General features: G+C 71.2%; 22 protein-coding genes. 19 read left to right on the top strand and 3 right to left on the bottom strand.

Features of this window, described 5'->3' with window-relative positions; translation table 11 throughout:
• Window positions 1-372: 372 nt before the first annotated feature.
• From O3X23_RS29410 to O3X23_RS29335, 16 genes are all read left to right on the top strand, one after another.
• The gene (locus tag O3X23_RS29410) at window positions 373-1,182 is read left to right on the top strand and encodes a 2-amino-3,7-dideoxy-D-threo-hept-6-ulosonate synthase (protein ID WP_443048008.1); all 810 of its coding nucleotides are present in this window, start codon (window positions 373-375) and stop codon (window positions 1,180-1,182) included.
• Window positions 1,179-2,282, top strand: a complete 1,104-nt coding sequence (locus O3X23_RS29405) for a 3-dehydroquinate synthase II (RefSeq protein ID WP_269274790.1) — start codon at window positions 1,179-1,181, stop codon at window positions 2,280-2,282. The genes O3X23_RS29410 and O3X23_RS29405 overlap by 4 nt, the downstream gene beginning before the upstream one ends.
• Window positions 2,283-2,285: 3 nt before the next feature.
• Complete coding sequence (locus O3X23_RS29400; protein ID WP_269274788.1) at window positions 2,286-3,278, top strand: bifunctional transcriptional activator/DNA repair enzyme AdaA; 993 nt, start codon at window positions 2,286-2,288, stop codon at window positions 3,276-3,278.
• 13 nt (window positions 3,279-3,291) lie between these two features.
• Window positions 3,292-5,025, top strand: a complete 1,734-nt coding sequence (locus O3X23_RS29395) for a class I adenylate-forming enzyme family protein (protein ID WP_269274786.1) — start codon at window positions 3,292-3,294, stop codon at window positions 5,023-5,025.
• Between the two features lie 105 nt (window positions 5,026-5,130).
• Complete coding sequence (locus O3X23_RS29390; protein ID WP_269274784.1) at window positions 5,131-6,132, top strand: methyltransferase; 1,002 nt, start codon at window positions 5,131-5,133, stop codon at window positions 6,130-6,132.
• 46 nt (window positions 6,133-6,178) lie between these two features.
• Window positions 6,179-8,023 (top strand): FAD-dependent monooxygenase, encoded by a 1,845-nt coding sequence (locus O3X23_RS29385; RefSeq protein WP_269274782.1) that lies wholly within the window; start codon window positions 6,179-6,181, stop codon window positions 8,021-8,023.
• Entirely contained in the window at window positions 8,024-9,715 is a 1,692-nt protein-coding gene (locus tag O3X23_RS29380; RefSeq protein WP_269274780.1) for an FAD-dependent monooxygenase, read from the top strand.
• Complete coding sequence (locus O3X23_RS29375; RefSeq protein WP_269274778.1) at window positions 9,712-11,688, top strand: FAD/NAD(P)-binding protein; 1,977 nt, start codon at window positions 9,712-9,714, stop codon at window positions 11,686-11,688. Before O3X23_RS29380 ends, O3X23_RS29375 begins: the two co-directional genes overlap by 4 nt.
• Window positions 11,685-13,112: a 3-carboxy-cis,cis-muconate cycloisomerase gene (pcaB, locus tag O3X23_RS29370; RefSeq protein ID WP_269274776.1), complete on the top strand. Its 1,428-nt coding sequence runs from the start codon at window positions 11,685-11,687 to the stop codon at window positions 13,110-13,112. The genes O3X23_RS29375 and pcaB overlap by 4 nt, the downstream gene beginning before the upstream one ends.
• Window positions 13,113-13,128: 16 nt before the next feature.
• Entirely contained in the window at window positions 13,129-14,337 is a 1,209-nt protein-coding gene (metK, locus tag O3X23_RS29365) for a methionine adenosyltransferase (protein WP_269274774.1), read from the top strand.
• A gap of 119 nt (window positions 14,338-14,456) precedes the next feature.
• Complete coding sequence (locus O3X23_RS29360; protein WP_269274772.1) at window positions 14,457-15,440, top strand: carbohydrate kinase family protein; 984 nt, start codon at window positions 14,457-14,459, stop codon at window positions 15,438-15,440.
• The gene (gene metH / locus O3X23_RS29355; protein ID WP_269274770.1) at window positions 15,437-18,928 is read left to right on the top strand and encodes a methionine synthase; all 3,492 of its coding nucleotides are present in this window, start codon (window positions 15,437-15,439) and stop codon (window positions 18,926-18,928) included. The genes O3X23_RS29360 and metH overlap by 4 nt, the downstream gene beginning before the upstream one ends.
• On the top strand, window positions 18,925-19,845 hold the full coding sequence (metF, locus tag O3X23_RS29350; RefSeq protein WP_269274767.1) for a methylenetetrahydrofolate reductase [NAD(P)H]: 921 nt from the start codon (window positions 18,925-18,927) through the stop codon (window positions 19,843-19,845). The genes metH and metF overlap by 4 nt, the downstream gene beginning before the upstream one ends.
• Window positions 19,846-19,954: 109 nt before the next feature.
• Window positions 19,955-20,467, top strand: a complete 513-nt coding sequence (locus O3X23_RS29345; RefSeq protein ID WP_269274765.1) for a methylated-DNA--[protein]-cysteine S-methyltransferase — start codon at window positions 19,955-19,957, stop codon at window positions 20,465-20,467.
• A gap of 130 nt (window positions 20,468-20,597) precedes the next feature.
• Entirely contained in the window at window positions 20,598-21,326 is a 729-nt protein-coding gene (locus tag O3X23_RS29340; RefSeq protein WP_269274763.1) for a 2OG-Fe(II) oxygenase, read from the top strand.
• Window positions 21,316-22,146: an Ada metal-binding domain-containing protein gene (locus tag O3X23_RS29335; RefSeq protein WP_269274761.1), complete on the top strand. Its 831-nt coding sequence runs from the start codon at window positions 21,316-21,318 to the stop codon at window positions 22,144-22,146. Before O3X23_RS29340 ends, O3X23_RS29335 begins: the two co-directional genes overlap by 11 nt.
• A 76-nt stretch (window positions 22,147-22,222) precedes the next feature.
• Here O3X23_RS29335 and O3X23_RS29330 read toward each other — a convergent pair whose 3' ends face one another.
• Entirely contained in the window at window positions 22,223-22,495 is a 273-nt protein-coding gene (locus O3X23_RS29330) for a GNAT family N-acetyltransferase (RefSeq protein ID WP_269274760.1), read from the bottom strand.
• Window positions 22,496-22,668: 173 nt separating this feature from the next.
• Between O3X23_RS29330 and O3X23_RS29325 the strand changes: the two genes are divergently transcribed.
• The gene (locus tag O3X23_RS29325) at window positions 22,669-23,601 is read left to right on the top strand and encodes an ADP-ribosylation family protein (RefSeq protein WP_269274758.1); all 933 of its coding nucleotides are present in this window, start codon (window positions 22,669-22,671) and stop codon (window positions 23,599-23,601) included.
• Between the two features lie 81 nt (window positions 23,602-23,682).
• On the opposite strand, the gene O3X23_RS29320 is transcribed toward O3X23_RS29325, so the two are convergent.
• On the bottom strand, window positions 23,683-24,447 hold the full coding sequence (locus O3X23_RS29320; protein WP_269274756.1) for a hypothetical protein: 765 nt from the start codon (window positions 24,445-24,447) through the stop codon (window positions 23,683-23,685).
• Window positions 24,448-24,641: 194 nt separating this feature from the next.
• On the opposite strand from O3X23_RS29320, the gene O3X23_RS29315 reads away from it, so the two are divergent.
• Both O3X23_RS29315 and O3X23_RS29310 read left to right on the top strand, forming a co-directional pair.
• Window positions 24,642-25,358, top strand: a complete 717-nt coding sequence (locus O3X23_RS29315) for an N-acyl homoserine lactonase family protein (RefSeq protein ID WP_269274754.1) — start codon at window positions 24,642-24,644, stop codon at window positions 25,356-25,358.
• A 142-nt stretch (window positions 25,359-25,500) separates the two neighbouring features.
• Window positions 25,501-25,887, top strand: coding sequence for a hypothetical protein (locus O3X23_RS29310; RefSeq protein ID WP_269274753.1), 387 nt, complete (start codon window positions 25,501-25,503; stop codon window positions 25,885-25,887).
• 288 nt (window positions 25,888-26,175) lie between these two features.
• On the opposite strand, the gene O3X23_RS29305 is transcribed toward O3X23_RS29310, so the two are convergent.
• Complete coding sequence (locus O3X23_RS29305; RefSeq protein WP_269274751.1) at window positions 26,176-26,343, bottom strand: hydrophobic protein; 168 nt, start codon at window positions 26,341-26,343, stop codon at window positions 26,176-26,178.
• Window positions 26,344-26,392 lie beyond the last annotated feature (49 nt).

Below are 26,392 nucleotides of genomic sequence, written 5' to 3'. Positions count from 1 at the left end.
GCTTTCTGCTTGGAATTTCCTTGGACGTAAGCGTTCCGCTTGTCTGTAGCAGCTCTGTGCAATTCCTGGTGTTCCCGATGGCACGCTAATGGCATGACACGAAGACCTCCTGGAAATGAGTCTTCCGGTCGACGATGAGCGGCACAGCCCGACACCGGAACACGGGAAGACCGGCGCCCTTCACACGGGCGCCACCGAGGTTCCGGAAGCGTCGTCGACCAGTCCCAGGGCGCCGTACCGCGCGCATTCGAACCGCTGCCCGGCCGCCGGCCGTCGCGCGGACGTGATCGATGTGTCGATCCCCGACCTCCGTTCGCACGAAGGCCCGGAACGCCGTCCTCCAGCACGTGTCGCACAAGGGAGTGCCCGATGATGAGAACCACCTCCACGGGAAAGCTGCTGCGTTTGACCAGACTGTCCGGACACGGGGACGGCCGGTATCTGTTCGTGCCGCTCGACCACTCCGTGTCCGACGGACCGATCGCCAGTGTCGACCGATTCGACGAACTGATCCGGGACGTGGTGGCCGGCGGCGCCGACGGCATCGTCGTGCACAAGGGCCGGGCCCGCGTCATCGACCCCGAACTGCTCGCGGACTGCTCGCTGATCGTCCACCTGAGCGCCAGTACCGCCCACAGCCCGGACGCCGACGCCAAGGTCCTGGTCGGCGACGTCGAGGACGCCCTGCGGCTGGGCGCCGACGCGGTGAGCGTGCACGTGAACATCGGCTCGGACACCGAGGCGGCCCAACTCGCCGACCTGGGCGCGGTCGCCGCGGCCTGCGACCGCTGGGGTATGCCGCTGCTCGCCATGATCTACCCGCGCGGTCCCCGGGTCACCGACCCCACCGACCCCGTCCTGCTGTCCCATGTCGTCAACATCGCCGCCGACCTCGGGGTCGACATCGTCAAGACGGTGTTCGCCTCCCCGGCCGAGCGGATGGCCGACGTGATCGCCAGCTCCCCGCTGCCGATCATCGTGGCGGGCGGCGCCCGCGCCGACAGCCTGACCGACTTCGCCACCTCGGCGCTCTCCGTCGGATGCAGCGGACTCGCCGTCGGACGGCGGGTGTTCGGCGCCACCGCACCGCGCGCCACCGTCTTCGAACTGGCCGGGATCGTCCACGGACACCCCGGTTCCCTCCTCTCCTCCCCTTCCCCCCGAATGGCAGGTGCCCTGTGAAGCTCAGCTGGATAGACGTCCGTTCCATCGGATCGGCGAAGGACGCCATCGTCGAAGAGGCGATCCACGCCCGGATCGACGGGATCCTCGCCTCCGACCCGGCGGACTTCGCCGCCCTCCCGCCGACCGTGAAGAAGATCCTCTTCCCGCAGGGGGAGAACCTTCCCGAGGACTTCGGCGCCGCCGACATCGTCATCGTCGAGCCGGCCAAGCACGGCGAGCCCGCCGAACTGGCGCTGCGCCACCCCGAGGTGGAGTTCGGCCGCTACGTCGAGATCGTGGACGCCGAGTCACTGGAGCAGGCCTGCCGTTCCGGCCGCACCGAGAAGTGGAGCGTGCTGGACTTCCGCGACCCGACGAAGATCCCGCTGGAGATCGTGATCGCGGCCGCCGCCAAGGCGGAGGGCAGCCTCATCACCGTCGCCCACGACGTCGAGGAGGCGGAGATCATCTACGGTGTCCTCGAACTCGGCTCCGACGGCGTGCTCATGGCCCCGGCCGCGGTCGGCGACGCCACCGGTCTGAAGCGGGCCGGTGAGGGCGGTGTGCCGGACCTGGAACTGGTCGAACTGGAGATCACCGCGACCGCGCACGTCGGCATGGGCGACCGCGCCTGTGTGGACACCGCCGCGTACTTCGGCAAGGACGAGGGCATCCTCGTGGGCTCGTCCTCCAAGGGCATGATCCTGTGCGTCAGCGAGACCCATCCGCTGCCGTACATGCCCACCCGCCCCTTCCGGGTCAACGCCGGGGCCATCCACTCCTACACCCTCGGCCAGAACGAGCGCACCAACTACCTGAGCGAGCTGAAGGCTGGCAGCAAGGTCACGGCCGTGGACATCCACGGGAAGACCCGGCTGGTGGTCGTGGGCCGCGTCAAGATCGAGAGCCGCCCGCTCATCTCCATCGACGCGGCGGGCCCCGACGGCCGCACCGCCAACCTGATCCTCCAGGACGACTGGCACGTGCGGGTGCTCGGCCCCGGCGGCGTCGTGCTCAACAGCACGGAGCTCAAGCCGGGCGACAAGGTCCTGGGATACCTGCCCGTCGCGGACCGTCATGTCGGTTACCCGATCAACGAGTTCTGCCTGGAGACGTGACCGATGCGGGAGCGAGCGTCCGACGCGGCGCGCAGAACACGACCCGCCGGCCGCTCGCGCCCGCCCCAGGGGGGCGCGGCGGCCGGGCCGTCCCAGACCAGGGAGTTCCCCGACGACGACGCCCGCTGGCGGGCCGTACTGCGGCGGGACCGGCGCGCCGACGAGGCGTTCTGCTATTCGGTGGTGACCACCGGCACCTACAGCCGGCCCTCCTGCGGTTCACGGCACGCCCGCCGCGCCAACACCGTCTTCTTCCCGGACCCCGAGGCCGCCGAACGCGCGGGCTTCCGGCCCTGCCGGCGCTGCCGGCCGGACCAGGCACTGTACGACCCGCACACCGCCGCGGTCGTCCGCTCGTGCCGGCTGATGGAGGCACCGGGCCCGGCCCCCTCGCTCGGTGAGCTCGCGGACGCGACCGGCTTCAGCCGGTTCCACTTCCACCGCCTGTTCACCGCCCTGACCGGCGTCACCCCCAAGGCGTACGCCGCCGCCTGCCGAGCCGACCGGCTGCGGCGGGAGATCCCCAGGACCGAAACCATCACCGAGGCCATCTACGAGGCCGGGTTCAACTCCAGCGGCAACTTCTACGCCCTGGCGCAGAACCTGCTGGGCATGACGCCCAGCACCTTCAAGAACAGCGGACGCGGCGAGCGCATCAGCTACGCGCTCGCCGAGTGCGAACTGGGCCTGCTCCTCGTCGGCACGACGTCCGCAGGCGTCTGCTCGATCCAGTTCGGCTCCGACGCCGAGACCCTCGTCGGGCGGTTGCGCAGCCGGTTCGCGGAATCCGGGCTGACCGCCGCCGACGCCGGCTTCGGCCGCCGGCTGGCCAAGGCCCTGCGCGGCGCGGCACCCCTGTCCGGTGACGGCGGCATCCCCGGCGACATCCGGATCAGGGCGCTGGGGGAGTGGCTGCGAACCGCGCTCAACGCGTCGGGGCCCGGCTCCCTCTGCCCCGAGGGCCGAACCCGCGCACCCCACCGACGGCACGAGTAAGAGAGGCACACGGATGAACATCCTCGGGACCCATCGGTCCGTCACCCAGCGCCTGCGCCTGACGGCGGACCGGCAGCTCGGTGCGGGCGACTTCTTCTGGCACACCTGGCGGACCGCACGGGACCGGGACCGGCCGATCCTGTTCCACCCCGACACCATGTCACCGGCCTGGGACCGGGGCGAGATGCCGGGGGTGTCCCTCAACGACATCCGGATCGCCGCGATCCGCTACGCCCACTGGTACCGCACCCACGGGGTGCGCCCCTCGACCCACGTCGGGGTCTTCACCCGCGACGGGCTGTACGGGCTGCTCCATCACATAGCGATCACCAGCCTCGGCGCGGTCGCGGTGCACTGCAACCCCAACATGGTCATGGGCACGGCAGCCGAGTACTTCCGGCGCACCCGCACGACACTCCTGGTCGGCGACGCGGACCTGCTGGCCGGTTGCGCCGAGTCCTGGTCGCTGCCGAACGCGGCCCCGGACCGGCCCGTCCTGACGGAGGACATCGCACGGCTCGACGCGACGGCCCCCCTGCCGCCCGCGCCGCTGACCGGGTTCCCGTACCGCCACCGGCGCGACGACCTGGTGATGATCTCGCACTCCTCGGGGACCACCGGGCGGCCCAAGGCCCCGGTCTTCACCCACCAGTCGTTCTTCGACGGCAAGCGCGAACGCCTGTGGACCTTTCCCTCACTGCGCTCCGACCGGATGCTGACCACGCTGCCGCACAGCCACTCGGCGGGCATCAGCTACCTCAGCATGGCCCTCATGCTCGGCATCCCGACGCTGATCCTGGACGCGGCGGACGGCGCCTCGGCCGCGCGGGCCGTCAACTGGTTCCACCCCACCTTCGTCCTGGGATTCCCGCTGACCCTGGCCGAGATCGACCCCTCCCGGATCACCCCGGACGCGGCCCGGCACATCCACACCTGGAACGGCATGGGAGACGCCTCCCACGAACGCCACATCCGCCCGCTGACCGCGCTGGGCACCCGCCGCGACGGCGGAAAGGCACTGGCCGGCTCCGCGTACGTCGACGGGCTGGGCTCCTCCGAGATGGGGATGGTCCTGTTCAAGCAGGTCTTCACCCCGCAGTCGGCCGGCTTCGGGCGGCTCATCGGCCGCCCCGTCAAGGCCGTGCAGGACGCGGCGGTCCTCGACGAGCAGGGCCGGCGGCTGCCCGACGGCGAAGCCGGACTGCTCGGCGTCCGCACCCCCAGCATCACCCCCGGCTACTGGGACGACCCGGCCCTCGGCAAGGAGTCCGTGCGCAACGGCTACTTCCTGACCGGTGACGTCGTCCGGCGCGGGGGCGACGGCCAGTGGTACCACCTCGACCGCACACCCGACGTGATCCGCACCGCCGACGGCCCCGTCTACAGCCTCCCCCTGGAGGAGGAGGTACTGCTCACCACCCAGGCGCTGGACGCCGCGGTCGTCGCCGTGGACGACCCCGAGGCTCCCGGGACCCAGCGGCCCGCCGCCGTCGTCCTGTTCGCCGCCGACTCCGGACCCGGTCCTCATGACGCGTCCGTCCTGCTGAACCGCTGCAACGAGGCGCTGACCGGGCGCGGACTCGCACCCCTGAGCGCCCTCGTCATCGCCGTGGACCGCAGCGCCCTGCCGGTCGGCCCGACCGGCAAGGTCCTCAAGCGGCAGTTGCGCGCAGCACACCAGGACCTGCTCAGCCGGGCGGCGGAAGCGGGCACAGCCCGGCGCGGGCAGCGGCTGCCCACGCCGTAGGCCCCGGCCCGGCAGCGACCCGCAGCGGCGCGCCGACACCGCGCCCTCACCAAGGGCCGTCCGGCAACCCCTCACGCAGACCCACCCACCGAAAGGCTCGACGACATGGCCGACGGGCAACCCGCACGCCGCGTGGTGGACATCCTCACCGGCGCTTGGCAGGCCCAAGCGCTCTACGCGGTCGCGGCACTCCATCTTCCTGACCACATCGCCGCCGGGAACACCTCGGCCGCGAAGATCGCCGCGGCGGCCGGCTGCGACGAGGACGGCATCGAGCGACTGCTGCGGCTGGCGACCGCCATGGGCGTCTTCGAGGACACCGCGGACGGCTACCGGCTCACCGAGGTCAGCGAACTGCTGCGCTCGGACGATCCACGGTCGATGCGCGACATGGCGGTGATCTACGGCGAGGAGTTCCACCGCGCCTGGGGACAGGTGGTCCCCGCCCTGCGCACCGGAACCTCCGGGTTCGCCGTGGCCTTCGGCACCCCGCTGCGCGGCTACCTGGAGACGGAACCGGGTGCGGGGGAGAAGTTCCAGAAGGCGATGAACGCCGGCAACGTGTTCTTCCCCGACGTGCTGAAAGCCCACGACTTCACCGCCTGCCGCACCGTCGTCGACGTCGCCGGCGGCAGCGGGATGCTGCTGTCCACCGTCCTGCGGGAGTACCCCCGGCTGCGCGGCGTGCTCTTCGACCTGCCGCACATGACGCCCGTCGCGCGGGAGCACCTCCGGAGCACGGTGGGGTCCGACCGCTGGCAGACCGTCGCCGGTGACGTCTTCGACAAGGTCCCGCCCGGGGCGGACGTCTATCTGCTCTCCCGGGTCCTGCAGGACTGGGACGACGAACGGTGCGTCCGGATGCTCTCCGTCATTCGCGAGGCGATGCCGGCCACCGGCCGCCTGCTGATCGTGGAGCGGGTCATCCCCACGGACGGCTCCGGGCTGTTGGCCCTGTTGTGGGACCTCCACCTGCTCATGGCCGCCGGCGGCCGGGAACGCACGCTGGACGGCTACGGGTCCGTCCTGGACGGCGCCGGACTGCGGCTGGAATCGGTCACCCCGATGGCCCTCGAAACGAGCCTGCTGGTCGCGGCACCGGCATAGGCCGGAGTCCGGGCGGCCCGCGACAACGCGAACCGAAGGAAGCGTGATGAACTCATCCCGTCGACCCGATCCGGCCGACCGGCACACCCCCGTACTCATCGTGGGCGGAGGCGGGTCGGGCCTCACCGCCTCCCTGGCCCTGTCCGGGCTCGGCGTCCGCTCCCTGCTCGTCGAACGCCACCCCGGCACCTCCACGCTGCCGAAGGCGCACATCCTCAACGCCCGCACCATGGAGGTCTTCGGGCAGCTGGGCGTGGCCGATGACATCTACCGCGAAGGCGCGCCGCAGGAGAACTGCGGGGCGATGGTGTGGCTGTCCAGCCTCGGCGGCGACGAGCCCTACGACCGCAAGGTGCTCCACCGCACCAGCGCGTACGGCGGCGGTGAACTGGCCGAACGCTACGCCCGTGCCTCCGCCTACCCGCACGCCAACCTCGGCCAGCGGTGGCTGGAGCCGCTGCTGCGCCGGCACGCGGAGGAACGGGCGCCCGGACACCTGCTCTTCCACCACGAGCTGGTCGACCTCCAGGAGGACGCGGACGGGGTCACGGCCACCGTGCTGGACCGCACCGCCGACCGGACCTTCCGGGTGCGGGCCGGGTACGTCGTCGCCGCCGACGGCGGCAAGACCGTCAGCCGGCTGCGTGGCATCCGCATGACGGGCACCCCGACGTTCCTGGAGTGGATCAACCTGCATGTGCGGGCCGACTTCTCGGAGTTCATCCCGTACGACGACGCGGTCGTCAACCGCGTGTCGAGCCTGTCGGACGACGGGACGCTGGAGCACTGCGGAGTGGTGCCGATGGGACCGCGCCGGTGGGGGCGGCACTCCGAGGAGTGGACGCTGATGTTCTCCCGGCCGCCGGGCGCCCAGGGAGCCGCCGCACTCGACGACGAGACGATCGTCAAGATGGTGCGCCGCACCCTGAAGCTCCCCGACGACCACGCCATGGACGTCCGCAGCATCAGCCGCTGGCCGGTGGAGGGCACGGTCGCCGAGCACTTCCGCTCCGGCCGGGTCTTCCTCGTCGGGGATGCCGCCCACCGTCATCCGCCGTCCGGCGCCCTCGGCCTCAACACCGGTGTGCAGGACGCTCACAACCTCGCCTGGAAACTCGCCCACGTCCTCGAAGGGCGGGCCGACTCCGTGCTGCTCGACAGCTACGAGGCGGAGCGCCGCCCGGTGGCCGAACGGGTCGTCGAGCGGGCGCTGTTCTCGCTGTTCAACCAGATCGCGTTCACCTCGGGCACCGGGGTGGTGCAGGGAGCGCGTCCGGAGTGGAACCGGGCCCAGATGACCGCGCTGTTCTCCGACACCCCGGACGGCGCGACCCGGCGGGCGGTGCAGCGCGAGTACTTCGCCACCAACCGGATCACCACCGAACACCTGGGTCTGGAGATGGGCTACGACTACGGTGACGCCGGCTTCGTCGGTGACGACGGCACCGAGCGCCCCGAACAGGACCCGCTCGGCCTCGAACACGTCCAGGACGCCCGCCCGGGGTCCCGGCTGCCGCACGCCTGGCTGCGGCACGGCGGGCGGCGCGTCTCCACCCACCATCTGCACACCGGACGCGGGCCTTTCCTGCTGCTCGCCGGCTCCGAGGGTGCCCCTTGGCTTGCCGCCGTCGAGGAACTGGCGGACACCTGCGGTGTCCCGGTCACCGCGTACGCCGTCGGGACCGGTGACGGGCCCTGGGACGACGACGGCGCCTGGACGGAGCTGCGTGGTCACGACGACGACGGAGCGGTCCTGGTCCGCCCGGACGGCTACGTCGCGATGCGCTGGCTGGTGGGGCAGGCGCGGCCCGCCGCCGCTCTCGGGGCGGCGCTCGACCTCGCGCTGGCGCGCGGTGCGCGCGACGCGGTACGGCCGGGAGGGCGTGACTAGATGTGTGAACGCCTGCGGACCCCCGTCGCCATCGTCGGCGGCGGACCGGTCGCCCTGATGCTCGCCCTCTTCCTCGACCACCACGGCATCCCCAGCACCGTCTTCGGCACCGGCCGGCCCCGGCGCGGCGAGCCGCGCGGCACCACTCACGACGCGCGGACGATGGAGCACTACCGGCGGCTGGGCGTCTCCGGCCCGATCCGACGCCTCGGCCTGCCCGGCGGCCACCCCACCGACATCGCGTACTTCACCCGGTACAACAGCCCCGAACTGTCGCGGCTGCCGCAGCCCACCCCCACCCAGCGGCTGCGGCAGGTCGCGATCGCGTCCCGAACGGACCAACTGCCCGAGCCGGTGCACCGCGCCGACCAGACATCCGTCGGACACCTCCTCCGCGAACACGCCGGGACCCGCCCCAACATCACCCTGCACGAAGGCCCCCGGATCACCGGGCTCGACCAGGACGCCGGGCAGGTGCGCGTCCGCACCGGGTACCCGGGCCGCCCCGACGAGCAGTGGACCGCCCGGTACGCCGTCGTCAGCGACAAGGGACCCGACTTCGTCCAGCAGCAGCTGGGCATCCGCTACGGGATTCCCGCCGCAGAGGCCCCCGGCCGGCCGGGCACCGCGCCCCGGGCGACAACGGCGCACCTGCGCCTGCCCACCTTCCACCGCGAGGTGCTCTTCGGACGGCCCGCCGGGAGCTACTGGGCGATGAACGCCGACCTCGTCGCGAACCTGATCGCGCTGAACGGTGAGGACGAGTTCTCCCTGCTGACCAGTTCGGTGGACCCGGACACCGCCGACGCGGCCCGGCTCACCGACCTGGTCCGGCGGGCGGCCGGCACCGACCTGCCCGTCGAGGTGCTCAGCCACACCGCCTGGGCGCCCGGCGCGGCCCTGGTGGCGGAACGATTCGTCAAAGGGCGGGTCCTGCTGGCGGGGAACTCCGCGCACCCCACCCCGGACAGCGGGTTCGGCCTCAACACCGGGGTCGACGACGCCGCCAACCTCGCCTGGAAACTCGCCGCCGTCCTCCAGGGCTGGGGCGGCCCCGACCTGCTCGCGACGTACGGCAGCGAACGCCGGCCGATCGCCCTGCGCAACACCGCGGCAGCACGCGAACTCCACACCGCGATGGCGGGGATCGAGCGCCCGGCGGCCCTGGACACCGACACCCCCGAGGGCGTGGAGGTCCGCGACCGGGTCGGGGGCCAACTGCGCTGCCACGGCGAACGCACGGACTCCATCGGGGTCCAGCTCGGCGTCCGCTACGACGGATCCCCGATCATCGCCCCCGACGCGGACGCCGAGATCCCGGGCGACCCCTGGGGCCTGTACCTCCCGACGAGCGTCCCCGGCGGCCGCACCCCCCACCTGTGGCTGGACGACTGGCACGGACAGGGCAGCTCCCTGTTCGACCGCTTCACCCCCGGCTACACCCTGCTGCGGCTGGGCCCCGAACCCCCGAGCGGCAAACCGCTGCTCGCGGCGGCCCAGGCGCACGGCATGCCCTTACAGATCCTGGACGTCGAGGACCGGCCCGCCCGTGACCTCTACGAACGTGACCTGGTCCTCGTCCGGCCCGACCAGCACGTCGCCTGGCGCGGAAACCAACTGCCCACCGACCCGGGCGACCTGGTGGAACGGGTTACCGGGGCCGGACGGCCCCTGACCGCGGAGCGGATATGACAGCCCGAGACCTGGAAATCTGCGTAGTAGGCGCCGGACCGCGCGGACTGTCGGTCCTGGAACGGCTCTGCGCCAACGAACGCGCCCGCCCGTCCCACCGATCCGTCGTCATCCACGTCGTCGACCCCTTCCCGCCCGGCCCCGGGCGGGTCTGGCGGACCACACAGTCCCCGCTGCTGCTGATGAACACCGTCGCCTCGCAGGTCACCGTCTTCACGGACGACAGCGTGGAGATGGACGGCCCCGTCGAACACGGCCCCAGCCTGTACGAATGGGCCAAGTCCGCCGTTCTGGGCGGCAGGACGGGCCGCTACGACGACCGCACCCGGGCCGAGGCCCGTGACCTCGCCCCCGACTCGTACCCCACCCGTGCCTTCTACGGCCGCTACCTCGCGGACGTCTACCAGCAGGTGAGGGACCAGGCGCCGGATCACTGCACCGTGCGTGAACACCGCACGCGGGCCGTGGCGCTGGAGGACACCGGCGGTGTCCCCGGCGGCTCGCAGACCCTCACCCTGGCCGACGGCAGCCTGCTGGCAGGACTGGACGCCGTCGTCCTGGCCCAGGGACACGTACCGTCCCGCCCGACCGAACGCCAGGAGGAGTGGGCCCGTACCGCCTCCGCCCACGGCCTGACGTACCAGGGCCCGGCCAACCCCGCCGACCTCGACCTGTGCGCCGTCAAGGCCGGACAGACCGTCCTGGTCCGGGGCCTGGGGCTGAACTTCTTCGACCAGATGGCACTGCTCACCCGCGGCCGCGGCGGCGCCTTCGAACACCGGGACGACGGCACCCTCGTCTACCACCCGTCGGGACATGAGCCGCACATCCGGGCCGGCTCCCGGCGCGGCATGCCGTACCACGCGCGCGGCGAGAACGAGAAGGGAGCGCACGGACGGCACATCCCCCGGGTCCTCACCCCGCTGACGATCGGCCGGCTGCGCCGCCGCGCCGTCGATGCCGATCGCGTCCACTTCGGAACGGACCTGTGGCCGCTGATCGCCAAGGAGGTCGAGAGCGTCTACTACGAGACGCTGCTGACCGCGCGCGGCCAGGCATCCGCCGCCCTGGGTTTCGTCCGCCGCTACCTGGGGGCGCCGGCCGGCGAGAGCGAACGGCTCCTGCTCGACGACTTCGGTATCGCCGAATCCGAGCGGTGGAACTGGAAAGCCCTCTCCCGGCCCTTCGCGGAGCGCCGGTTCGACGATCGTCACTCCTTCCGTGACTGGCTGCTCGACCACCTGGCGCAGGACGTGCGCGACGCCAGGGCCGGCAACCTCAACGGACCGCTCAAGGCGGCCTTGGACGTCCTGCGGGATCTGCGCAACGAGATCCGGCTCGCGGTCGACCACGGCGGCCTGGAGGGCAACTCCTACCGCGACGACCTCCAGGGCTGGTACACCCCGCTCAACGCGTACCTGTCCATCGGCCCGCCCGTCTCCCGCATCGAGGAACTGCGGGCCCTGATCGAGGCCGGAGTGGTGGAGATCATCGGCCCGGACCTGGAGATCGGCATCGACACCGGCAGTCACCCCGCGTTCGTGGCCGTCTCCAAGACCCTCGACACGGAACCCGTCCGCTCGACCGTCCTCATCGAGGCCCGGCTGCCGGAACCCGATCTCCGGCGCACCGGGGACGCCCTGTTGCGCCACCTGCTCACCAGCGGACAGGCGGCCCCGTACCGGCTGGAGGGAAGCTGCGGCACCGAGTACGAGACCGGCGGCCTGGCCGTCACGGAACGCCCCTACCGGACGGTGGACGTCCACGGCCGCGCCCACCCCCGCCGCTTCGCATACGGCGTGCCCACCGAATCCGTCCACTGGGTGACGGCGGCCGGCATCCGGCCCGGCGTCAACTCCGTGACACTCGGCGACTCCGACGCCATCGCCCACGCGGTCCTGGCCCTCGTCCCCGCACGGGCCGGGTCCGCCGCCGACCACTACGACGGCGGCCTGGCGGAGGTGGCGTCATGAGTGAGGGATTCGACGGCGGGACCGACAGCGGGCTGCTGTCACCGGTGCGAGTCGGCGTCCCCGTCGAGGAGGCGGTCTGCGACCGCGCCTGGCTACAGGCGATGCTCGACGCGGAGGCGGCGCTGGCCCGCGCCCAGGCGGCGCTGGGGACGATGCCCGCGCGGGCCGCCGAGGCGATCACCCGCTCCGCCCGCGCCGAGCGGATGGACCTGCGCTCTCTGGCCCTGGCCTGCCGGGAGACCGCCAACCCCGTCGTCGGCCTCGTTCAGGCCCTCACCGCGGCGGTCGCGGCCACCGACCCCGCCGCGGCCGAATACGTCCACCGGGGATCGACCAGCCAGGACGTTCTGGACACCGGCGTCATGCTGGTGTGCCGTGACGCGCTGCGGCTGATCGGCGCCGACCTGGAGCGGACCGCCGCCGCCCTGGCCGGCCTCGCCGGAGAGCACCGGAGCACCGTCATGGCGGGCCGCACCCTGGCCCTCCACGCGGTGCCCACCACCTTCGGCCTCAAGGCCGCCGGATGGCGGGCGCTGGTCCTGGACGCCGGAGCCCGGCTGCGCGCCGTGGAGCGGACACTGCCGGTGTCGCTCGGCGGCGCGGCAGGCACCCTGGCCGGCTACCTGGAGTACGCGACGCCCGATGGCCCGCCGGACGACCCCGACCGCTATCTCGACCTGCTCGTCGACCGGTTCGCCGCCGAGACCTCGCTGGCCCGCCCGGTCCTGCCCTGGCACGCGCTGCGCACCCCCGTCGCGGACGTGGCGGCGGCCCTGGCCTTCACCGCCGGGGCGCTGGGGAAGATCGCCGCCGATGTACAGGTGCTGACCAGGACCGAGATCGGCGAGGTCACGGAACCCGCCGTCGCCGGACGCGGCAGCTCCTCGGCGATGCCCCACAAACGCAACCCCGTACTGGCCACCCTGATCCGCAGCGCAGCCCTGCAGGTCCCGCTGCTGGCCACCGGACTGACCCAGTGCCTGATCTCCGAGGACGAACGCTCCGCCGGCCCCTGGCACGCCGAATGGCTGCTGCTGCGCGAAAGCCTGCGGCTGACCGGCGGCGCCGCCCACACGGCCGCCGAACTCGCCGGCGGGCTGGTCGTCAGCCCCGGCCGCATGCGCGAGAACCTGGCGCTCACCGGCAGCCAGGTGGTGACCGAACGGCTGGCGGCGGTCCTTGCCCCGCACCTGGGCCGGGCCCGGGCCAAGGAACTGCTCAGCGACGCCTCGCAGACCGTGGTCCGGGAGGGGCGGCCGCTGGCCGACGTCCTGCGCGAGCACCCGGAAGTCGCCCGCTGTCTCGACGACAGGACCCTGGAGAACCTCCTCGACCCCACGGCCTACACCGGCGCCGCCCAAGCGCTCGTCGCCCGGGCCCTGGCCGCGCCGTCCCCGTTCGCCACCGAACCGATGACCCACTGACCGAAGGGCCCTACTGATGTCGACACGCCTGTTCACCTCGGAGTCCGTGACCGAGGGACACCCCGACAAGATCGCCGACCAGATCAGCGACACGATCCTGGACGCCCTGCTGCGGGAGGACCCGGCCGCCCGGGTCGCGGTGGAGACCCTGATCGCCACCGGTCAGGTGCACATCGCCGGCGAAGTGACCACGTCCGCCTACGTGCCCATCGACCAGCTCGTGCGCGACAAGATCCTGGAGATCGGGTACGACTCGTCCTCCAAGGGCTTCGACGGCGCCTCCTGCGGTGTCTCGATCTCCCTCGGAACACAGTCGCCCGACATCGCCCAGGGCGTCGACAACGCCTACGAACACCGCACCGGCGGCGAGGTCGGCGAACTCGACCAGCAGGGCGCGGGCGACCAGGGTCTGATGTTCGGCTACGCCACCGACGAGACCCCCAACCTCATGCCCCTGCCGATCGAACTGGCCCACCGGCTCTCCCGCCGCCTCTCCCAGGCCCGCAGGGACGGCTCGATCCCCTATCTGCGCCCCGACGGCAAGACCCAGGTCACCATCGAGTACCGGGGCAGCCGGCCGGTGCGCCTCGACACCGTCGTCGTCTCCTCGCAGCACGCCGCCGACATCAGCCTGGACGGCCTGCTCACCCCGGACATCCGCGAGTACGTGGTCGAACACGTCCTGGCGGAACTCGCGGAGGACGGCATCAAGCTCGACACGGACGGCCACCGGCTGCTCGTCAACCCGACCGGCCGCTTCGAGATCGGCGGCCCGATGGGTGACGCGGGACTGACCGGCCGGAAGATCATCATCGACACGTACGGCGGGATGGCCCGGCACGGCGGCGGCGCGTTCTCCGGCAAGGACCCGTCCAAAGTGGACCGCTCGGCCGCCTACGCGATGCGCTGGGTGGCAAAGAACGTCGTCGCCTCCGGTCTCGCGGAACGCTGCGAGGTCCAGGTCGCGTACGCGATCGGCAAGGCCGAACCCGTGGGCCTGTTCGTCGAGACCTTCGGCACCGCCAAGGTCGCCGTCGACCGCATCGAGCACGCCATCGCCACCGTCTTCGACCTCCGCCCGGCCGCCATCATCCGCGACCTGAACCTGCTGCGCCCGATCTACGCCCAGACGGCCACGTACGGTCACTTCGGCCGGGAGCACCCCGACTTCACCTGGGAGCGCACCGACCGCGCCCACGCCCTGCGTCAGGCCGCCGGCCTCTGACACCGGGCCACCGACCCCCGGCACCCCTCCGGCCGTCCCGCCACCCGAAAGGCAGTTACCGCCGACCCGGGACGACCCCGACCCAGGACGACTCCGATACAGGATGAGGAGATGACGTCGTGCGTATCACCGTCACCGGATCGATCGCCACCGACCACCTGATGGTCTTCCCCGGACGTTTCGCCGACCAACTGATGCCCGAACACCTCGACCGGGTCTCTCTGTCCTTCCTCGCCGACACCCTGGAGGTGCGGCGCGGGGGAGTGGCCGCCAACATCGCCGTCGGCCTGGCCCGGCTGGGCCTGCGGCCCGTGCTCGCCGGCGCGGCGGGCAAGGACTTCACCGACTACGACGCCTGGCTCCGGGAGACCGGAGTGGACACCGGATCCGTCCGCATCAGCGAAACCCTCCACACCGCCCGCTTCGTGTGCACCACCGACGCCGACCAGAACCAGATCGCGACGTTCTACGCGGGCGCCATGTCCGAGGCGAAGCACATCGCCCTCGCCCCGATCGCCGAACACGCCGAATCCACCGGGCTCGTCGTGATCGCGCCCAACGACATGGAGGCGATGCTGCGCCACACCGACGAGTGCCGCTCCCTCGGTCTGCGGTTCGCCGCCGACCCCTCACAGCAGTTGGCCCGGCTCGACAGTGAGCAGACCCGCCGCCTGGTGACGGATGCCACGTACCTGTTCACCAACGAGTACGAGGCGGCGCTGCTCCAGGAACGCACGGGCTGGAGCGCGGACGAGGTGCTCCAGCGCGTCGGCACGTGGATCACCACCCTCGGCCCCGGCGGTGTGGTCATCGCGCGCGAGGGCCGGCCCCCGCTGAACGTCCCCGCGGTACTCACCCTGGCCCCGGTCGACCCCACCGGCGTGGGCGACGGCTTCCGGGCCGGACTCCTCGCCGGCCTCGGCGCCGGACTGCACCTCGAAGCAGCGGCCCGGCTCGGCTGCGCATTCGCCACAGTGGTACTCGAATCGGTCGGGCCCCAGGAGTACAAGCTCGTGCCCGCCGAACTCCTGCACCGCATCGAGGGCGCCTACGGCCCGGCAGCCGCACGCGAGATCGAGCCCGTCCTTGCGGGGCTGTCATGACCGCCAGAGGACAGGACCTCCGAGACGCGTTCGCGTCGCGGGTGGTGGTGGGTGACGGTGCGATGGGCACGATGCTGCAGGCGCAGGATCCGTCGTTGGACGACTTCGAGAACCTGGAGGGGTGCAACGAGGTCCTGAACGTGACGCGTCCTGACATCGTCCGGTCGGTGCACGAGGAGTACTTCGCGGCGGGTGTGGACTGCGTCGAGACGAACACGTTCGGTGCGAACCTGGCGGCGCTGGGGGAGTACGACATCCCCGAACGGATCCACGAACTGTCCCTGACGGGCGCCCGGTTGGCGCGTGAGGTGGCGGATGGTTTCGCGACGCCGGACCGGCCGCGCTGGGTGCTCGGCTCGGTCGGGCCGGGCACGAAACTCCCCACGCTGGGCCACGCGCCGTACGTGGCGCTGCGCGACGGCTTCCAGGCGAACGTGGCCGGCCTCATCGAGGGCGGGGCCGACGCGATCCTGGTGGAAACCAGCCAGGATCTGCTCCAGACCAAGGCCGCCGTCCTGGGCGCGCACCGCGCGCTGCGGGAAGCAGGCAGCAACCTGCCGATCATCACGCATGTGACCGTGGAGACGACGGGCACGATGCTGCTGGGGTCCGAGATCGGTGCTGCGCTGACGGCGTTGGAGCCGCTGGGTATCGACATGATCGGCCTGAACTGCGCGACGGGTCCAGCGGAGATGGGCGAGCACCTGCGGTATCTGGCGCAGCACGCGCGGATCGCGGTCTCGTGCATGCCGAATGCCGGTCTGCCGGTGCTGGGCAAGGACGGTGCGCATTACCCGTTGTCGCCGGTGGAGTTGGCGGATGCGCACGAGACGTTCGTGCGGGAGTACGGGTTGTCGCTGGTGGGTGGGTGCTGCGGCACCACGCCCGAGCATCTGCGGCAGGTCGTGGAGCGGGTGCGGGGCCTGGAGCTTGTGCCGCGCAGTCCGCGTCCGGAGCCGGGCGCCGCGTCGCTCTACCAGACGGTGCCGTTCCGGCAGGACACTTCCTACCTGGCGATCGGGGAGCGGACCAACGCCAACGGGTCGAAGAAGTTCCGTGAGGCGATGCTGGAGGGCCGCTGGGACGACTGCGTGGAGATGGCCCGCGACCAGATCCGCGAGGGCGCGCACCTGCTCGACCTGTGCGTCGACTACGTGGGCCGGGATGGGGCCGCGGACATGGCCGAGGTCGCGGGCCGCTTCGCGACTGCCTCCACCCTCCCCATCGTGCTGGACTCCACCGAAGTGCCGGTGCTGCGCGCCGGACTGGAGAAGCTGGGTGGCCGGGCGGTCATCAACTCCGTCAACTACGAGGACGGTGACGGACCTGACTCACGTTTCGCGCAGGTGACCGCCCTGGCGTCGGAGCATGGTGCCGCGCTGATCGCGCTGACGATCGACGAACAGGGGCAGGCGCGGACTGCTGAGCACAAGGTGGCCATCGCGGAGCGGTTGATCGAGGATCTGACCGGTAACTGGGGCATTCAGGAGTCCGACATTTTGGTGGACTGTCTGACGTTCACGATCGCGACCGGTCAGGAGGAGTCCCGCAAAGATGGGATTGCCACGATCGAGGCGATCCGGGAGCTGAAGCGCCGCCACCCGCTGGTGCAGACGACCCTCGGCCTGTCGAACATCTCCTTCGGCCTCAACCCGGCCGCCCGCGTGACGCTGAACTCGGTGTTCCTCAACGAGTGCGTCGAAGCCGGCCTGGACTCCGCCATCGTGCACGCCAGCAAGATCCTCCCCATCGCGCGGCTCTCCGAGGAGCAGCGCGACGTGGCCCTGGACCTGATCTACGACCGGCGCAGCGAGGGGTACGACCCGCTGCAGAAGTACCTCGAGCTGTTCGAGGGCGTCGACATGAAGTCCGTCAAGGCGGGCCGCGCCGAGGAGCTGGCCGCGCTGCCGCTCGATGAGCGGCTGCAGCGGCGGATCATCGACGGCGAGAAGAACGGCCTGGACAAGGATCTCGACGAGGCTTTGGCGATCCGTCCCGCGCTGGCGATCGTCAACGACACCCTGCTGGAAGGCATGAAGGTCGTCGGGGAGCTGTTCGGGTCGGGTCAGATGCAGTTGCCGTTCGTGCTGCAGTCCGCCGAGGTCATGAAGACCGCGGTGGCTTACCTGGAGCCGCACATGGAGAAGTCCGACGCCGACGGCAAGGGCACCATCGTGCTCGCCACCGTGCGCGGCGACGTCCATGACATCGGCAAGAACCTCGTCGACATCATCCTGTCCAACAACGGCTACAACGTCATCAACCTCGGCATCAAGCAGCCGGTCTCGGCGATCCTGGACGCGGCCACCGAACACAAAGCCGATGTCATCGGCATGTCCGGGCTCCTCGTCAAATCCACCGTGATCATGAAGGAGAACCTGCAGGAGCTCAACCAGCGCAACATGGCCGCGGACTACCCCGTCATCCTGGGCGGCGCCGCCCTGACCCGCGCCTATGTCGAGCAGGACCTCCACGAGATCTACGACGGCGAAGTCCGCTACGCCCGTGACGCGTTCGAGGGCCTGCGGCTGATGGACGCCCTGATCGCCGTCAAACGCGGCGTCCCCGGAGCTGTCCTGCCGGAGCTGAAGCAGCGCCGTGTCGCGGCCCGCCCGGCCGTCGTGGTCGAGGAGCCGGACGAGGAGCGCGGTTCGGTGCGCTCCACGGTGGTGACCGACAATCCGGTCCCGGCCCCGCCGTTCTGGGGCACCCGCATCATCAAGGGCACGCCGTTGAAGGAGTATGCGGCCTGGGTGGATGAGGCGGCGCTGTTCAAGGGCCAGTGGGGGCTGAAGTCCACCCGTGGTGACGGCCCTTCGTATGAGGAGCTGGTGGAGAGCGAGGGCCGGCCGCGGTTGCGGATGTGGCTGGACCGGCTGCACACCGAGAACATGCTGGAGGCGGCGATCGTCTACGGCTACTTCCCGTGCGTGTCCAAGGGTGACGATCTGATCATCCTGGGCGAGGACGGTGGTGAGCGGACCCGGTTCACCTTCCCGCGCCAGCGTCGCGGGCGCCGGTTGTGCCTGGCGGACTTCTTCCGCCCGGAGGACTCCGGTGAGATCGACGTGATCGAGATGCAGGTCGTCACCGTCGGCAACCGGGTGTCGGTGGCCGCGAACGAGATCTTCGCCGCGAACGCCTACCGCGACTACATGGAACTGCACGGCCTGTCGGTGCAGTTGACCGAGGCACTGGCGGAGTACTGGCACGGACGGGTCCGCACGGAGCTGGGCATCTCCGGCGCCGACCCGGACAGCCTGGGCGCGATGTTCCGCACCGAGTACCAGGGCTGCCGCTACTCACTCGGCTACCCGGCCTGCCCCAACCTGGAAGACCGCGCCAAGATCATGGACCTGCTCAAACCGGAACGGATCGGGGTCGACCTGTCCGAGGAGTTCCAGCTGCACCCCGAGCAGTCCACCGACGCGATCATCATCCACCACCCGGAAGCCGGCTACTTCAACGCTCATGGAGGCCCCTCATGAGCACCCTGCGCGACATCCTGGCCACCGGCACCCGCTCCTTCTCCTTCGAGTTCTTCCCACCCAAGACCGACGCGGGAGAACGCATACTCTGGCGGACGATCCGGCAGATCGAATCGCTCTCTCCGACCTTCGTCTCCGTCACCTACGGCGCCGGTGGGTCGTCCCGGGACCGCACCATCGCGGTGACGGAACGTCTCGCGTCCGAGACGACGCTGCGTCCGGTCGCCCACCTCACCGCCGTCGGCCATTCGGTGGGCGAACTGCGGCACATCATGGGCCGCTACGCCGATGCCGGTATCCGTGATGTCCTCGTGCTGCGGGGTGACCCGCCGGGCGACCCCGGCGGCCCCTGGGTCACCCATCCCGGAGGGCTGGAGTTCGCCCACGAACTGGTCGGTCTCGTCACGACTCTGGGCGACTTCAGCGTCGGCGTGGCGGCCTTCCCCGAGCGTCATCCCCGTTCGCCGAGCTGGGACGACGACATCCGGCACTTCGTCGCCAAGTGCCGGGCCGGCGCCGACTACGCCGTCACCCAGATGTTCTTCGACGTGGAGGACTATCTGCGGCTGCGCGACCGGGTGGCGGCCGCGGGGTGTGACATCCCGATCATCCCGGAGATCATGCCCGCCACCGACGTCCGGCAGATCCGGCGCTTCGCCGAACTCAGCAACGCGACGTTCCCCGCACACCTGGCCCGACGGCTCGACGCGGCCCGTGACGACCCGGCCGAGAGCCACCGGATCGGGGTCGGTCACGCCACCGCCATGGCACGGCGGCTGCTCGACGAAGGTGCACCCGGGCTGCACTACATCACCCTCAACCACTCGACGGCCGTGCTGGAGATCCACCAGAACGCCGTCCAGTACCTGGGCTCCCCACCCACCCCTGCGACGAGGCCCGTGACCGCCCCCGTATAGCCGTTTCGGCCGCTTCGGGCACGGAACGCCGTGTCCGATTTCCGCCAGCTCCGGCGTCCCGCCCATCGCATAGTAGGGAGGTGAGGACACCTACGAAGGGAGCACGATCATGACGCTCTACAGCATCGCCGAAAGCCCGCTCGGCGACCTCCTTCTGGTGGGCGAGACGTCCGCCACGGCAAGCAGCGGCATCGCGATCACCTCTCTGTCGATGTCCGGCCAGAAGGGCGCGGTGGTGGTCCAGGACGACTGGCGGCGTGACGACGAGGCCTTCTCCGACGTGGCACGTCAGCTCCGCGCCTACTTCTACGGGAGCGCGAAGACCTTCGATCTGGAGTTCGCGCCCACGGGCACGGAGTTCCAGCAGCGTGTCTGGCGGGCGTTGGACGACATCCCGTACGGCACGACAACCACCTACGGGCACCTTGCGGATCAACTCGGAGTCGAGCGCGCCGAGATCCGCGCGGTGGGCGGGGCGATCGGGGCCAATCCGCTGCTCCTGGTCCGCCCCTGCCACCGGGTCATCGGGGCGGACGGCTCGCTGCGCGGCTACGCGGGCGGTGTCGGACGCAAGCAGGACCTCCTGATCCACGAAGGGGCCCTGCAACCCGTTCTCATCTGACGCCTGCCCCCAACTGGATCGCGCCACCACCGCAGGACCCCGAGCCGCACCGCCGAGCGGACGGCCGCCCGCCGGCCGCCGCCCGGCGGATCGCGGATCCATCCGGTCCCACCCAACTCCGGAGCACCGTATGCCTACCGCTTTCACCGTCACCGAGGCCCGCCGCAGGGTGGCCGCCGCCGACTGGAAGGCCGTGGCCGCCGAGCTCGACGCCCAGGGCTGCGCCCTGACCCCGCCGCTGCTCGCCCCTGACGAGTGCCGCGCCCTGACGGCGCTGTACGACGACGCCGACCGGTTCCGTTCCACCGTCGACATGGCCCGGCACCGCTTCGGCTCCGGGCAGTACCGCTACTTCACCCACGACCTTCCCGAGCCGGTACGGCAGTTGCGGCGAGCGCTGTACCCGCGCCTGCTCACCGTCGCCCGCGACTGGGCGCAGCGGCTGGGCCGGCCGGCTCCCTGGCCCGACGGGCTGGAGGAGTGGATCGAGATGTGCCACGCGGCCGGGCAGGACAGGTCCGCGCAGATCCTCCTCCGCTACGGGCCGGACGACTGGAACGCCCTGCACCGCGACGTCTTCGGCGACATGCTCTTCCCGCTCCAGGTGGTCGTCGGTCTCGACGCCTACGGGACGGATTACACCGGTGGGGAGTTCCTGCTGGTCGAACAGCGGCCCCGGGCCCAGTCGCGCGGCATCACCACCGTGCTGCCGCAGGGGCACGGCCTGATCTTCACCACCCGGGACCGGCCCATCCGCTCCACCCGCGGCTGGTCGGCCGGCGGTATGCGGCACGGCGTCAGCACCGTACGATCCGGCAGCCGCCACGCCCTGGGCCTGGTCTTCCACGATGCCGCCTGACAGGGGCGCGGCGGCGGGCCCCGGTGGCGCCCGCTACACCCTCGTCGGCCCTTCCGGACGGACATTCCGCAGTACGGTCCCGGGCGCCCTCGGCGGGCACCGGCGCGGGCGACTGTACGGGCGGCTGGACTGTCCGTCGGCTCTGCGGGTCATCGCCCGCGGCGGCTACGTCCGCGACCGGGTCTTCTTCCGCGACGAGGCAACCGCGGTGGCCGCGGGCTACCGCCCCTGTGCCGTCTGCCTGCCGCGGGAGTACCGGCACTGGAAAGCGCAGCAGGAGAGCCGAACAGGAGAGCCCGCCGTGCCGAGCACGCGGGGAAAGGAAAGGCACGACATGACCGGACGGCAGTCTCGGGACCTCTCCCGTTCCCCCCTGGTGCCAGCGGCGCAGGCCGCCCGGTACGCCGGGATGCCGGCACCATCTCCGCACAGCGAGGCTGAACTCCGTTCGCTGCTGGCTCTGCTGACGGCGCCTGCCGCCGCCATCTCGACCGTCGCGGTCGGGCACAGCCGGGATGCGGCCTCGCGGGCGGCGGCCGAAGCCTTCACCGCCGCGTGGCAGGCCGGCGGGGGCACGGTCGTCGCGGTCGTGGACTGGCCGGAGCAGGCGGCCTCCTGGCTGCGGCCGGCCATACGTCTCACGGCGCAGAGCCCGGACGCGTGGGTCATCGCCGCCGCCCCGCTCGGCTGGGCCCAGCTCAGCCGCAGGCTCGCGCTCAGCACGGACTGGGACCCGCACCGCACCTTCACCTTCGCGCCCCTGGCCCCGGACATGGTTGTGGACCTGGACCTGTACCCGGAAGGGCGTCGAGCCCGCTAAAGAGCGCCGGGGCCGGCGCGACCGGCGCCTCGGCTGGGGCAGCCCAGCCGTGTGTGCTCCCACGACCGGCTGGTCCTCAGCCCGCGGCCATGGTCCTGATGAGCGGCGCGTCCCGCACGAGCTCCCGGAACCCGACGCTGCAGAACAGCCCGCGCGCCCTGGGATGTCCGGGTGCCCCCAGGCAGGCGACCGTCGCATGCGTGGGCCCGGCTGCCCGCGCCAGATGCATGCCGTGCAGCAGCATCGCCCTTCCCAGTCCCAGACGCCGGTAGTCCGGATGCATGCCGACCGGCTCGAATTCCACGGTCCTGTTCGCCTCGTCGAGCCACATGATTGTCGAGGCTGCCATGGTGCCCGGGGGTGGCCGCCGCAGCGACCGTGGAGCCGCCGGGCACCCCCGGCTGCCTGCCGGGACCCACCCGATATCCTCAACTCGCAGTGGACGTGCAGGATGTTCCCGGTCGCGGAGGTTGGTTCATGCACGCTTCGGCGCGTCGGGGGATTGACGATCGATCGAGGATCGTGGAGCGCTTTCAGCGTGACTGGGGCGTCGAACTGCCCGATTCCGTCTTTGAGTTCTGGAACTTCTGCGCTGTTGTCGGCCCGGCCGAGCAGCAGGCGCTGGCGGACATCTCGGTGGGGCCGGCTGGGGTGCTGGATCTGTTCGCGGAGGATCGGTCACCTCCGGCGGGACTTGATGTTCGGCTGCACGGCCGTTTCTACCGGGATCCGCCGGAGTTCCTGACCTTCATGTACGGCGGCTCAGACGGCTTGCACTACGGGCTGTGGACGGACGACGGGCGCACGTGCGACGCGGTCGCGTCGTACTACGCCCGCGACGGCGGCGGAATCGAGAAGCGGGCTGAGACGCCCCTGCAGACGGTCCGCGCCATCCTGGAGCGCTGCTGGACCGACGTGGCCGACGACGATCCGGAGGACGCGGACGTGGCCGCGAAGCTGGCGCGGCTGGGGCTGCTGCGGCAGGCGCTGGCCGGCCACGAGAGCGAGTGCCGCCCGGAAATCGGGAGCGCGTACAGCTACCGGTACGACTTCCTCCGCCAGGCCGTCGACGAGAACCGCGTCACCACTCTCGACGAGGCAGGAGCCCTCGTCTCCGGCACGACCGCCCTGGAACGGCCGCCGCACAACGCCGCGGACGAGGCACGCTTCGCTGCGTACCTGTACAGCGTGTTCGACGACCCGGCCGCCCTGGAAAGCTGCGCCGCGGAAGCTCGCCGCCGCTGCGCGGCGGGCGATCCGGCGGAGGCCCTGGTGCTGGGGCGCGATCTCCACTGGGGTTCGGTCGGCGACCCTGTCCGCGAGGCGTTGGCCGCCGAACTCCTCAGCGCCGCCTATCTCGCCCTCGACCGGCCGTCCCTGGCCGCGACCGCAGCCGCTCACCACCGGCACCGGCACCTGCCGGACGTGGAGATTCTGCGGCGCGCCGGCACGTGACCGAACCGCCGGTTCGCGGTGCGGGCCACCTGCCCACCGGCGGGATCCGCGCCGATGGGCGGTGCCCCGCCAGGTGGTGCGTCACTTCTGGCGGGGCACGGTGAAGTAGTGGGGGTCGAGGTGGAGAGCGAGGGTCAGGACGGTGCCGTAGCGCGCCCGCGCGGCCGCTGCGCCGATCGGTACCTGCGGAACGGTCGAGCACCGCAGGTAGATCCCTCCGGATCCGTCCTGGGGGCAGGGGCCGGGCTCCTGGATCTGATGCGGTAGCGGCAGGTCAGGACGGTCCCAGTCGATCCGGAGCCCCGGGGCTTCGAGGGTGGGCGCGGGCATGAGGGTACCGTCCGGATACCGCCCGCGGTCGCGGTGGTAGTCGAGTGCGTAGCTCACCGTGCCGGCCGCCGACGGGACATCCCGCCCCTGGTCGTCCTGCGGCCCCCAAGCCGCGATGCCGGCTGCCCGGACGCGCACGAGCACGTCTCCGATGTCCCCCGGAACGCCGAAGTAGGCAACGGCCTGCATGCTGCACGTGAGATCGTCCGGCGACCGGTTGTTCTCGAAGATCGAACCGTTGTTGGGCCTGTTGCACGAATCGGTGAGTCGGGTGAGCACGTGCTCCAGCCCGTCGACGGCCGTCAGATGCTCGATCAGGGCCCGTATCCTCTGCTCCCCGGCCACCCTGCGGGCCTCCGCCTCCGGCGACGTGGCCTGTGTCCGCAGGTGCTTCGCCGACGGTTCACGGGAGCAGGCCGTCGACAGCCCTATCAAGGCGAACGCCAGCAGCAGCCCACCCGCCTGAGCGCACCGCTGCCGCCCTCGGCGCACCCGATCCGCCACGGTCTTCTCCATCTCCGCACCTCCCCCTCCCTCTCACCCTCCCGTGCGGCGAGAGTCCGCGCATGAGCCCGCGTACTCATCCTCGGCCCCGGCGGCCGGTCGGGAGCTGCCCACCGAACGAGCCCGCGGGTCAATGGAAGCCACGCACGATTCTGCTGTCGGCAGACCCGGCTGGACGGCACCTGGCGGCCTGCCAGGATGGCCGCATGGGGAAGAACACTGCGCTGCGTCGACTCGACCTGGGGTACTTCATCCGGCCGGCTTCGGAGACAGGCGGCTCGCAACCGCGAGTTGAACCCGTGCTCGCCTATCTCGTTCGACACGAGCAGGGGTTGATCCTCTTCGACACCGGTATCGGCAGTGCCGACGCCGAGACCGAAGCGCACTACCGACCCCGACGCCGTGCACTGCAAGTGGCACTGTCGACGGCTGGAGTCGCCCTCGGCGACATCTCTCTGGTGGTGAACTGTCACCTCCATTTCGATCACTGCGGCGGGAATCATCTCCTGGCGGGCAAGCCGATCCTGGTCCAGGAAGCCGAGCTGGCCACCGCTCGCCGGGGCGACTACACCATCGACGAGCTGGTCGACTTCCCCGGCGCGACGTACGAGGAACTCGCTGGTGAGGCCGAGATCCGGCCGGGCGTCTGGATCATCCCGACGCCCGGACACACCCAGGGACACCAGTCTTTGGTCCTTCGGCAAGGCGACGGCACCGTGATCCTCGCGGGCCAAGCACACGACTTCGCATCCCAGTTCGCGTCGGACCAGTTGGCCCGTCAGGCCGCTCTCGACGGCGTCGAACAGCCGCTTCCTGCGTATCAGCCCTGGTTGGAGCGGCTTGCCGATTTCGACCCACGACGTGTGCTCTTTGCTCACGACTGCTCCGTCTGGGAACCCTCGCACAGCGGCTTCCAGAACTGACCGGGCGACGACGTGACCCGCGTCGTCGCCCCGAGGAGCAGGGGCCGTCGGCGGAAGTTCGCGCGGGCTGCAACGCGGGCGGGAGGCCGGCGCACTGGAAGGGGTGGAGGCCCGCGCCCGCGGGCCTGGGGGGAGGACCAGCGTGAGTCCGTTCGGAAGCGGCAGGGAACGCGATCAGCTGTTTGAGGTCGTCCTGGCGAACGTCGACCGGGTCTACGAGGCCCTGTGCGAGTGGATCATGAACGGGCCTCGCCCGCCGGGGCTACTGGAGGGCGAGTTCCCGATACCCGACCGGAAGTGGGTTGTCGGGCATACGAACCTGACGGACGGCATGGTGCTCACGGCGCTGGCCACGATCGCGGCCACCGGGGCCGTCAGCGTCCCGGCTCCCGGCATCTGGCGCTTCAATCCCGACAGTGACGGTCTCGACGCGGAGGACGCCCGGGAGCGGGCGACCACGGTCATCGACCTGTTCATCTCGTACGGCATCCCCGCGCGGATACCCCGGCAGGCAGGCCCTCGCCGCTGAGCGGGCGCACCCGCCGTGACCGCATCCGCCGGAAGGCCGATTGTTGGCGTGATCGCGCAGAGCGCCTCGGTGCTGGTCGACATTCGGACGTACGACGGCAGTTCGAGCGCGCGGTGGCCGGCCGGTCGGCAGGCCCGGGGCATCTGGATCCGGCTGCGCCACCGCCGCCACCCGAGCCCACCGGGCAGGCTGCCTGCGACGGTCCTGCCCCGCGACGGGGACACGCCGATGGGCCCGACGGATATCCGTCGGGCCCATCGGTCCTGCGTCGATCTTTTCGCCGGGAACCTACCAGCGGTACCAGCGGTTGCGGCCGCCGGAGTGTGTACCCCGCATGACGAAGCCCAGCAGCCAGACCACCAGGACGACGACCGCGACCCACCAAAGGATCTTGAGTGCGAAGCCGGCACCGAACAGGATGAGCGCGAGCAGTAGAACCAAAAGCAGTGGACCCATGGTTTTCAACCTCCTGACCAGCGCATTCCCTGGGCTGAACCGATCATGC

Origin of the sequence: Streptomyces sp. H39-S7 (assembly GCF_027158205.1) — a bacterium.
Taxonomy (GTDB): Bacteria; Actinomycetota; Actinomycetes; order Streptomycetales; family Streptomycetaceae; genus Actinacidiphila.
This window is presented reverse-complemented; position numbering and strand designations above follow the sequence as displayed.